Annotated in this window: 7 protein-coding genes and 1 tRNA gene; all 8 read left to right on the top strand. The window is 48.1% G+C overall.

Annotated features, from left to right (window positions below; genetic code table 11):
- The first annotated feature begins 129 nt into the window (after positions 1–129).
- Complete coding sequence (locus AQR02_RS18200; RefSeq protein WP_054941687.1) at positions 130–957, top strand: hypothetical protein; 828 nt, start codon at positions 130–132, stop codon at positions 955–957.
- Between the two features lie 164 nt (positions 958–1,121).
- Positions 1,122–1,196, top strand: a tRNA-Leu gene (locus AQR02_RS18195).
- A 244-nt stretch (positions 1,197–1,440) separates the two neighbouring features.
- Positions 1,441–3,900, top strand: coding sequence for a GH39 family glycosyl hydrolase (locus tag AQR02_RS18190; protein ID WP_082451900.1), 2,460 nt, complete (start codon positions 1,441–1,443; stop codon positions 3,898–3,900).
- 204 nt (positions 3,901–4,104) lie between these two features.
- Positions 4,105–5,334 (top strand): PTS sugar transporter subunit IIC, encoded by a 1,230-nt coding sequence (locus AQR02_RS18185; RefSeq protein ID WP_054941685.1) that lies wholly within the window; start codon positions 4,105–4,107, stop codon positions 5,332–5,334.
- Positions 5,335–5,358: 24 nt separating this feature from the next.
- On the top strand, positions 5,359–7,629 hold the full coding sequence (locus AQR02_RS18180; protein WP_054941684.1) for a beta-glucosidase family protein: 2,271 nt from the start codon (positions 5,359–5,361) through the stop codon (positions 7,627–7,629).
- A 257-nt stretch (positions 7,630–7,886) separates the two neighbouring features.
- Positions 7,887–9,746: a beta-L-arabinofuranosidase domain-containing protein gene (locus AQR02_RS18170; protein ID WP_054941682.1), complete on the top strand. Its 1,860-nt coding sequence runs from the start codon at positions 7,887–7,889 to the stop codon at positions 9,744–9,746.
- An 89-nt stretch (positions 9,747–9,835) separates the two neighbouring features.
- Positions 9,836–10,060, top strand: coding sequence for a hypothetical protein (locus AQR02_RS18165; protein ID WP_054941681.1), 225 nt, complete (start codon positions 9,836–9,838; stop codon positions 10,058–10,060).
- Positions 10,061–10,095: 35 nt separating this feature from the next.
- Positions 10,096–11,240: right-handed parallel beta-helix repeat-containing protein (locus tag AQR02_RS18160; protein WP_159067786.1), on the top strand; the 1,145-nt coding region annotated here is incomplete at its 3' end.

Below are 11,240 nucleotides of genomic sequence, written 5' to 3'. Positions count from 1 at the left end.
AGAGGAATAATAATCAATCATTTATCCATTCATCTGAAGAGGTTAGGTTAGTGCCTAGCCTCTTTTATCATTCTTTGAGTTGATGAGATGTTCGCCATTCATATTGCAATGTATGTAGGAGGGGGTTATTTGCACTATCTTAAGTTCAAAAAAGAACAAACGGGTCCGTGTAATATTTGCGGCAAAATAGAGCGGCTAACTTGGGATCATGTCCCTCCAAAAGGTGGGCAACTATTTAACGATATAGAGCAAGAATCGATCCTTCAATATTTGGTTGGTAGTGAAAAGCGAAAGTATCAGTTTTCGCAGAATGGTGTTAAATATCGGACAATTTGCGGGGACTGTAACAATGCACTATTAGGTGCAAAATGTGACCCTGTCCTGAATGAACTAGCATCCGATGTGATGCTTATGATTAAAACAAGATTATTGCTACCGAATACAACCATGATGGTTCGAACGAAACCAGCACTAATCTGTAAAGCATTGCTTGGGCATATGCTTTCAGCAACTGGAGACTTTGGAGTTAGCAAGATTGATGAGGAATTTAGAGAATACGTTCTAGATGATTTAATGGTTATTCCAAAAGGTATCAAGATATTTTATTGGGTTTATCCATATATGAGTCTAAAGGTAATAAGAGATGTAGGGATGCCGCAATTTAGAGGCGATTGGGCTGACTTTAAAAGAGGGGATTTTGGCATCTTCAGTTTAATGAAGTATCCTCCAATTGGATATATGGCGGTTAACCTGGACTCTTATGAAGGATTGGACGAGTTAACACAGTACTGTGGAAACAGCACAGACGATGAGGTAGAGATACCTGTTAGGTTAAATGAAACAAAGCCTGAGTACTGGCCTGAAGCAGGGGATGATACCTTCCTAATGGGTGGGAATGGTTTAGGTACTGGAGTTTCTGCTAGACCTCGGAATTTTCGAAAGAATAGTATCCGATGACGGTAAAACTAATTGCAGATGCACGAACTTGAGTTCTCGTTTCTATTCTGGTACAATAAATTCAACAGCACAGGATTAGCCGATTTTTATACCGATGTGACTTTAACAGTCCTGTGACGTTGAAATATCCTCAAACGTTGCAAAGCCAGTATTCATGCGGGTTTGGCGGAACAGGCAGACGCACAGGACTTAAAATCCTGCGGTACGTGAGTACCGTACGGGTTCGACCCCCGTCCTCGGCACTACAGTGAAAACCTTGAGAAATCAAGGTTTTTTTGTGTTTAACGTAACAAAGGTGCAGTCCTTGCGGAGTGATGATATCCGAGGGGGCTGCTCTTTTTTCGTCCACCTTTGGCGCTACGCGAATAGCCCCCCCTCATATTGATAACTTAAAATCGATATGCCTATAATAAGCGGTATGAAGGGGGGGAGCAGACGATTCGCTATCTATACGAATTTATCCAGCATCAGGATGATCTGCCGATGAAGCTCTTCGTAAATTCCGTGCAGCATATTGATTTTCATTGGCATAAGGAAGTTGAGATCCTGTATGTTCTCCATGGCTCGGTCAACATGTATCTGGACCAGAAGCAATATACGCTCCAGGAAGATGATATTCTCGTGATCAACAGCATGTCGGTTCACAAGATTGAGCGGACCCATCAGGATAATGTATTGTTAACCCTGCAGTTCGGACCCGAGCTGCTGCATAATAATGTGTTCATCTCCTGCAACTCTGCCGGTCATTCCGGGCAGGACCCATCGCGGCTGCACAGCATCAAACACAATCTTGCGCAAATGGTATGGGAGATTAACAAGAAATCGCCGGGTTATCAAAGCTACACGATAGGCAGATTACAGATGTTATGCGGATGCCTGCTGAGATATTTTGCAGACGGGACGAATCCGGCGGTGGCAGAAGGAAGCAAGGATAACGATTATAAAAGACTGAACAGTGTCCTCACATACATTGACCGCCACTATAATGAGAAAATTACGCTGCAGGATATGGCGGACTCCGAGCATTTAAGCCTACATTATTTTTCCCACTTCTTCACGGACAAGATCGGAATCCCCTTTCAAAAGTATTTGACGCTTATCCGTCTGGAGAAGGCCCAGCTCCAGCTGGCAGAAAGCGATAAGACCATCTCCGAGATTGCCCTGGATTGCGGATTTGCTAACGTGAAGCTGTTCAACAAATATTTTAAGGAAAAGTACGGCTGCACCCCGGGTTCCTACCGGGAAGCTTCGCTCGCACCGGAACCGCACCGGCTGAATCTGAACCGCAAGCCCAAAACGTATGAGGAATCCTCAAGCGGAGATTATTATGAGATGGACACGATGAATGCCATAGGATCACTGTACCGCTATCTGGACGTCAAAACGGATGCCGATCAGTCCAGCGTTCCGCTGTCAGCTGCTCTAGCGGCTGCCCCCGCGCGGATTGAGGTTCGTACAGACCAGACAACGGCTAGCTATAAAAAGCACTGGAATATCACCACGACAGCCGGAAGAGCCGTAGAAGGACTGCGCGAGGATTGGCGGAAGCAGCTATCTGCTTTGAAGGGGAACATCCCGTTCCGGTATATCCGGTTTCACGGCATTTTTAATGATGAGATGATGGTATACAGTGAAAATGAAGACGGCACACCAGTGTATAACTGGTCTTATATAGACAAGCTGTATGATTTTCTTCTGGAGCAGGGAGTCCGGCCATTCGTTGAATTGAGCTTTATGCCGGGACAGCTGGCGAGGTCCAGAGAAACGTTGTTCTGGTGGAGAGGCAATATCAGCCCGCCGGCAGATCCTGCCAAGTGGGAAGCGCTGGTCCGGGCATTCATAAGACATTGTCTGAACCGTTACGGGGCGGATGAGGTGAAGCAGTGGTATTTTGAAGTGTGGAACGAGCCTGATCTGGCAGGGGTATGCTGGGCAGGGAGCAAAGAAGAATACTTTGCTTTTTACGAATCCACCGTTCATGCGATTAAATCGGTGCTGCCGGAGCTGAGAGCAGGCGGTCCCGCCATGGGGTACGGTTCGATCTGGAACGATACCTGGGCTGAGGATTTTTTAGCTTACTGCCGCTCGCGGGAAGTGCCGCTCGATTTCTTTTCGTTCCATATTTATTCGGAGTATCCCAAGCTAAAAACGGAAGAAGGCCGTTTGACCCGAATCATGCCCCCGGCATTTTTTAAAGAAAGCATTGAACGTGTGCGGCAAAAAATGAATGCGGCATCCTACAGTGAGGTTGAGCTTCACATAACCGAGTGGAATTTTTCACTGTATGACCGGAATCTGCTTCACGATACGATGTTCATGGCCCCGTTTGTCATCTACCAGACGATGAACACGCTCAGGGACGTGGAGGCGATGGCCTACTGGTCCTTTACCGATGTCTTTGAAGAAAGTGTCGTTCCCGCTTCTCCGTTCTATGGAGGCTTTGGCCTGATCAACCGCGACGGGCTGAAGAAACCCGCGTATTATGCGTTTGAGCTGATGCAAAAGCTGGGTGACGAGCTGCTGATGCAAGGGGATGGTTATGCCTTTACCCGGAAAAGCGACGGAAGCCTGCAATTTCTGTTCTATCACTACGTGCATGTGGATCAGCTGTTTGCGAGTGGAGACTGGTCAGAGCTGTCCGGTTCCACCCGTTATGATGTATTTGAGGAAAAAGGCAGCAAAGCCTTTGAAATCACGCTAAACCGGCTAACAGGACCCTATAAATGCACCAGCTATCAGCTGGACCGGGAGCATGGGTCGGTATTTGATGAGTGGATGACTATGGGAGCGCCAGATTTTTTATCGCAGGAGGAGATTCAGTATTTAAACAGCAGAAGCGGTCCGGTCATCCGGACAGAGCTTGTACAAGAGGAAAGCTGGCGCAAAGAAATTGTACTCCCGCCTCACGGGGTGCTGCTGCTCCAGCTCGAAAGGCAGTTTTAATTGAAAATATATCGTACAAACATCCCTTTTCTGCTGAAGGGGTGTTTTTTGTTGTTTATTTTGGATCGAAGCAGACAAGCTAGAACAAGAGGCAGGAAGTAGGCAAAATACGAACCCGGATCCGGCAAGTTACAACAAGAAAACGGTATCATTAAACACTATACTAGGGTTGTAGCAGATAAGAGAAAGACAGGGGGAATTTAGATGAAGCGTTTCATGAAGTGGATGACAGAATCGTTTGCACCTAGATTGGAGGCGTTTACAAATAATCTCTGGGTTGCATCCATTCAAGAAGCCATTATGGTGGCGATACCGATGATTTTTGTCGGCTCGATTATCACACTCATTTCAATCTTGAAGGATTTCATTCCGGGGATGCCGGATCTTACACCCATCACGACCTTTAGCTTCGGGTTATTGGGGTTGTTTATTGCTTTTTTAACGCCTTATACCGTCATGGAAAAAAGAGAGCGCCACAAAATCAAGCTGCTGGCGGGAATGAGCGGGGTATCCCTCTTCGTGATGCTGCTTAACCCGACCTTAAATGAAGACGGTACCATCCAGTTCATTCTGGAACGGTTTGGGCCTTCGGGGATGATTACGGCACTGCTGGTTGGTGTGTTTGTTGCTCTAGTCATGAATCTTTGCCAGAAATTCTCGTTCTTCAAAAAAGGCTCTTCCCTTCCGGAGTTTATTATGGACTGGTTCGATTTTCTCGTGCCGATAGCCCTGATCTTAACTACAGGATGGGTTTTGGTATATCCGCTTAACTTCGATATTTTTGCGCTGATTGTAAATGTGTTCGAGCCTATCAATGCCATGGGTCAAAGTCTGACCGGCTTTGTATTGTTCAACTTTATCGGCGTGGTGCTGTATTCCTTCGGCGTAAGCCCATGGGTGATGACTCCGATCTGGTACGCCATATGGATCCCTGCCATTGAACAGAATGCAGCCCTCGTTGCAGCCGGTCAGGATCCGGTCAATATCAATACGTTCGAAACCTTTTTCTCCGGCTGGCTGGGTATCGGCGGGATGGGTGCTACGCTGCCTTTAGTCGTCTGGTTCCTGCTGGCCCGGTCCAAAAAATTGAAGTCTGTCGGCAAAGCGACAATCCTTCCGTCCTTGTTCAATATTAATGAGCCCGTTGTGTACGGGGCACCGATTGCGTTCAATCCGCTGCTTATGGTTCCGATGTGGATTAACGGCCTGATCACGCCGATTCTCGTGTATATTGTCCTCGATATGGGGCTGGTCCGGATGCCGAGCCAAATCTTCCAGCTGTGGTATACCCCGATCGGGCTGTCTACCTACCTGATGAGCGGATTTAACGGACTCATTCTGCTGGCGGTGGTTCTGCTGATTGTGTTTGCGGTCTGGTTTCCGTTTTTCAAGCTGTATGATGCCCAGGAGCTGAAAAAGGAACAGGAAAACTAAACTGATAATAAAGGATGGAGCAGCATGAATAAATCACCCGATGAATTGTTGAAGGAATTGACGCTTACCGAAAAAGCTTCGCTATGCGCAGGTTTGAATATGTGGATGACAAAAGGAATCGAGCGGTTAAATATCCCGCCCGTTCATATGTATGACGGCACTAACGGTATCCGCAAGACGAACAGTAATGAAGAGATGGGCATCACAACGGAGAATGTTCCGGCGACGTGTTACCCGACAGGCTCTGCAATAGGCTCTTCCTGGAATACAGCGCTGCTGCATGAGGTAGGCGTGGCGCTTGGACGGGAGTCCAAAACAATGGAGGTAGAGCTGCTGCTCGGTCCGGGCGTTAATATGAAAAGAACACCGCTTGGCGGAAGAAATTTCGAATACTATTCGGAAGATCCCTGCCTGACGGGCGAGCTTGGCGCAGCCTTCATTAACGGTATCCAAAGCGAAGGCGTCGGAGCCTCGGTCAAGCACTTTGCAGGCAACAACCAGGAGTTCGAGAAAATGGTGACCAGCTCGGAAATCGATGAGCGGACGCTGCGTGAAATTTACCTGAGCGCCTTTGAACGGATCATAAAGAAATCCGATCCATGGACGGTCATGTGTTCCTATAACCTGCTGAATGGAACCTATACCAGCGAGAATGAGCATTTGTTAAATGATATTCTCAGAGAAGAGTGGGGTTACGAAGGCGTTGTCCTGTCGGACTGGACAGCTGTAAATGACCGGATACGCGGACTAAAGGCCGGACTTGACCTTGAAATGCCGGGCCCTGCCCATTACAATGCCAAAGCCATAGTAGAGGCAGTTCAGGAAGGGAAGCTTTCCGAAGAACAGCTGGACAAGAGTGTGGGCCGTATCCTGAAGCTGGTTGAACGGGTTACCGGAAACAAAGCTGCGGAAAAAGAGGATGCGGATTATCATACGCTGGCCCGTAAAGCGGCGGCCGAAAGCATCGTGCTGCTGAAGAACGATAACGCGATTCTCCCGCTGCGGCCGGAAACGGCTTCGTCGATTGCGGTAATCGGACGGTTTGCGAAGAAGCCGAGAATTCAGGGGGCCGGCAGTGCCAAGGTAACCCCTACAAGAGTCGATATCCCTTTGGAGGAAATCAAAGAGCTGGCAGGTACTCTGGCTACGGTGAGCTATACAGCCGGATACCCGGAAGATGATTCCGTGAATGAAGAGCTTATTAAGGAAAGTGTAACGCTGGCCAGAAACGCCGATGTGGCTGTACTGTTCGTAGGCCAGCCGGAATATGCCGAATCGGAAATGCATGATTTGAAGGGCATCGAGCTTCCGGAGCATCAGGTCAAGCTGATTCAGGCGGTTGCCGCTGTTCAGCCAAAATGTATCGTGATAACCAGCAGCGGCTCGGCGCTGGTCATGCGTCCATGGGTGCAGCATGTTCCTGCTGTCATCCATTCCTGGCTGTCGGGTCAAGGCATGGGCAGATCCATAGCAGAGGTATTGTTCGGTTACACGAATCCTTCAGGTAAACTGTCGGAGACCTTCCCTGTGAAGCTGGCGGATAATCCTTCGCATATGCGGATCCGCGGAGAGAACGGCAAGCTGTATTACCGCGAAGGCCTGTTCGTGGGTTATCGCTACTACGACCGTAAGGAGCTGGCGCCGCAATTCCCGTTCGGACACGGCTTGTCCTACACTTCATTTGCTTATACAGACCTGGAAGTGGTGCAGCACGGGACTTGCGTCAAAGTATCTTTTCAACTCACCAATACAGGCAAGCGCAGAGGGAAAGAAGTCGTTCAGCTGTACGTACACGATGAAGAGTGCAAGTGGACCCGGCCGGAGAAGGAGCTGAAGGCCTTTGCCAAGGTGGAGCTTGATCCGGGCGAACAACAGACGGTCGTCTTTGAGCTGGAGGAGAGAGATTTCTCGTACTTCAATACCAAGTACAACCGTTGGGCTGCAGACACAGGATATTTTCAGATTCTGCTGGGCAGCTCGTCCAAGGACATCCGGATCACGGGAAGATTGCACTGTGACTTCGGAAAAGAAGAAATCACGTTCCATAAATTCAGCCTTCTCAGCGAATGGGTGAGTGACCCCGCCGCAAAAGCCGTATTGGAGGAGTGCCTGAATGAAATGAATGAGCACGTTATAGATAAGGTATATCTTAATGAGGAGTTTGTGGGCTTCTGGGAGGACTTCCCGATGGTGAAGGTCTTCCAGATGTTCGGCCAGACCTGGATGAACGAACGTTCACCGGATGAGGTGATTCAGGAGCTTATTGAACGGGTTGAGCGGGTGCGGAATAATTAACTATATATTTATACTGAGAAGAACGACAATGCCCTTGTTTGGTGTGGTCGTTCTTTTTTTATTTTTTAAAGAAACAGGAAAAATGTCGGTGTTCGAATGCAAAGGAACAGTTTTTCAAGCAATTTTTTTAACACCGGCTTTCAGTTTAATACTCAGTATGGATCAACTATATATTAGGATTAATCATTGGATTGATAGAAGCGCTGCTATATACTTTCATTGTAAAATCAATGTCATTATATTAAGGGGCTGCAGCAATGAGAGAACTTAAGGGCAAGCATGTTGTTCTTCATGATAATGATCTGAAACGCAGGGAAGAAGCAAACCGGGGTTATTTAATGAAACTGACAAATGATAATCTTCTGTTTAACTATAAAGTGGAAGCAGGAAGATATGATGGCAGAGATATTCCGCAGGATGCACATGGAGGATGGGAGACGCCCGTCTGTCAGATCCGGGGACACTTTCTTGGACATTGGCTGTCTGCCGCAGCTATGCGGTTTCATGAAACCGGAGATCTGGAACTCAAGCTCAAAGCGGATCTCATCCTGGATGAGCTGGCAGAGTGCCAGAAGGATAACGGTGGACAATGGGCAGCGCCTATTCCGGAGAAATATTTACACTGGGTTGCTCAAGGTAAAGCGATATGGGCTCCGCAGTACAATATCCATAAGTTATTTATGGGACTTGTGGATATGTACCAATTCACCGGCAGTCAGAAGGCGCTCGAGATAGCCGATCGTTTCGCTGACTGGTTCGTGGAGTGGAGCAGTACCTTCACCAGGGAGAAATTCGATGACATTCTGGACATGGAGACAGGCGGAATGCTTGAAGCTTGGGCGGACCTGCTCCAGATTACAGGGAATGCTAAATACACGACCTTGCTGGAGCGTTATTACCGCAGCAGACTTTTCCGCCCGTTACTGGAAAACAAAGACCCTCTGACCAACATGCATGCCAACACCACCATTCCTGAAGTACTCGGCTGCGCCAGAGCTTATGAGGTTACCGGCGAGCAGAGATGGATGGACATTGTCACGGCTTACTGGAAATGTGCGGTCACAGAGCGGGGAACGCTGGCTACTGGCGGGAATACGGCTGGTGAAGTGTGGATGCCGAAGATGAAGATCAAAGCACGCCTCGGTGACAAGAATCAGGAACACTGCACGGTGTATAACATGATTCGGCTGGCAGAGTTTCTTTTCCGGCATACCTCCCATCCGGCCTATGCGCAGTATATCGAATATAATTTGTACAACGGAATTATGGCTCAAGCCTACTACCAAGAGTATCATCTGACCGGCAATAAGCATAATAATCCCGCCACCGGGCTGCTCACCTACTTCCTGCCGATGAAGGCAGGGCTGCGCAAAGATTGGAGTACAGAGACCGACAGCTTCTTCTGCTGCCACGGAACGATGGTACAAGCCAATGCAGCATTGAACAGAGGGATTTATTATCAGAATCAGAACGATGTCTATGTATGCCAGTATTTCAATTCTGAGCTGAACACGGAGCTGGGCGGAGAGAGCGTCCGGATTCAGCAATCGCAGGATTACATGAGCGGAAGCATGCTGAACTCTTCGAATACTGCGGGACACCAGGAATTGAATGAGATTACAGCTCTTCACGAGAATCTGCCTGATTATAAAAAGTATGATTTCGTAGTCCATACCGGCTCTGCCCAAGCGTTTGCCATCCATTTGCGCATACCGGACTGGATCATGTCGGAAGCCGTCATCTATGTGAACGATCAGCTTCACGGGAAATCTACGGATCACAATGCCTTCTATAGTATCATGCGGAATTGGAAGGATGGTGACCGGATCAGCATCATTCTGCCGGTCGGCATCCGTTTCATTCCTCTGCCGGACGACGAACTGACAGGAGCGTTTCGTTATGGTCCTGAAGTCCTGGCTGGTATTTGTGAGAATGAAAGAATTCTCTTTACACAAGATGATATTGCCTCTGAATTGATTATGGAGAATGAACGTGAGTGGGGCAGCTGGCGCTATTTCTTCAAGACGGCGAATCAGGATCCGGGAATTCAGCTGAGAAGAATCCGCGATATAGGTTATGAACCCTATCAAGTATATTTCACGGTAAAAAAAGCCTAGGCACATATTATTGAAAAAACCACACCCCTTAGAATAGACATTGGAAAAACCCCAGGGTAATCCTATGTAATTCTAGGGGGTGCATTTTTATGACAGCTAAGAAAGGTCAGAAGTCTAAACATTATCCTGAATCTGTGAAGGTAGCAGCTGATCGGCTGTTTATGGAGAAGGGAATGGTCTCCATCCTCTTTGGATATATCAACAAAAGCTCTGTAAATATCAATGGCTCTACTTCTGTGTTGCATTATAATCTATACGTGGCGCGCTTGACGTATCTGGAAATAAGATACATATGGAAGGTTAACTTAAAATGATGAAAGAAGACATAAAAAGAAAGGGTGGTTGTCTAGTGGAATATCATGTGGCAATTCAAGGTAGTGATCAAGCGCCGGGTACGGAGGCACAACCTTTCCGCACTATTTCCCGCGCTGCTGCTATAGCGGAGCCGGGAGATATCATAACCGTGCATAGCGGTGTTTACAGGGAATGGGTCAACCCGGCCAATGGAGGAACAGAGGAACAGAGGATTGTATACCAGTCTGCCGGGGATGGAGAAGTGGTTATTACGGGTGCTGAGCCTGTGGCTGATTGGAAAGACGAAGGGGACGGTGTCTGGAGGACGGAGGTGCCAAACAGTCTGTTTGTCATCCGCAACCCCTATCAGACTAAATTGTACGGTGATTGGTTGTTTGAAGGTGCGTTCGAGCCGCATCTGGGGGATGTGTATCTTGATGAAAAATCCCTATATGAATGTGATAGCGTTAAGAAATTGTACAATCCCCAGGTTTGGCCAGAGGCCAAATATGCGGAGAACTCTTTGATGCAATGGTACGCGGAAGTAAGCTCAACCACTACCACCATATGGGCGAACTTCGGAGGCAAGGACCCCCGCCAAGAGAATGTGGAAATCAATGTGCGCCCTTATTGCTTCTGGCCTGAGAAGACCGGCCGCAACTATATTACCGTCAGGGGCTTTACTCTCCGGCAGGCATCCCCCCAGTGGGCCCCACCAACTGCTTTGCAGGAAGGGCTTATCGGTCCCCATTGGAGTAAAGGCTGGATTATTGAGAATAACCTGATCAGCGAGTCCAAATGTACAGGTATCAGCCTAGGCAAAGATATAACTACCGGGCAGAACGAATACTCGGACAATCGCAGCAAAGGCGGAACGCAACGGGAGCAGGAAGTTATTTTCCGTGCATTGCGCAATAATTGGCATAAGGATCATATCGGAAGCCATATTGTCCGCAACAACGTCATTCATGATTGTGAACAGGCTGGTATCGTTGGACATTTAGGTGCTGCTTTTAGTCTGATCTACCAGAACCGCATTTATAATATTCACCACAAGCGTATCTTCCACGGCGCAGAAGTGGGGGGAATCAAACTGCATGCCGCACTGGATACCCAGATTTGCGGGAATGTCATCTATAGCTCCTACCGGGCACTTTGGCTGGATTGGCAAGCGCAAGGCACCCGCATCAGCCGAAATAT

It is taken from the genome of Paenibacillus ihuae (assembly GCF_001368795.1).
Classification (GTDB): Bacteria; Bacillota; Bacilli; order Paenibacillales; family Paenibacillaceae; genus Paenibacillus_AQ; species Paenibacillus_AQ ihuae.
The sequence above is the reverse complement of the archived record's forward strand: the minus strand, read 5'-3'. Positions and strand labels throughout refer to the sequence as shown.

What these genes read in the sequence shown, in the direction of transcription:
- AQR02_RS18190 (WP_082451900.1), top strand. Translation starts at nt 1,441, where the DNA reads ATGAAGCTCTTCGTAAATTCCGTGCAGCATATTGATTTTCATTGGCAT.
- AQR02_RS18185 (WP_054941685.1), top strand. Translation starts at nt 4,105, where the DNA reads ATGAAGCGTTTCATGAAGTGGATGACAGAATCGTTTGCACCTAGATTG.
- AQR02_RS18180 (WP_054941684.1), top strand. Translation starts at nt 5,359, where the DNA reads ATGAATAAATCACCCGATGAATTGTTGAAGGAATTGACGCTTACCGAA.
- AQR02_RS18170 (WP_054941682.1), top strand. Translation starts at nt 7,887, where the DNA reads ATGAGAGAACTTAAGGGCAAGCATGTTGTTCTTCATGATAATGATCTG.
- AQR02_RS18165 (WP_054941681.1), top strand. Translation starts at nt 9,836, where the DNA reads ATGACAGCTAAGAAAGGTCAGAAGTCTAAACATTATCCTGAATCTGTG.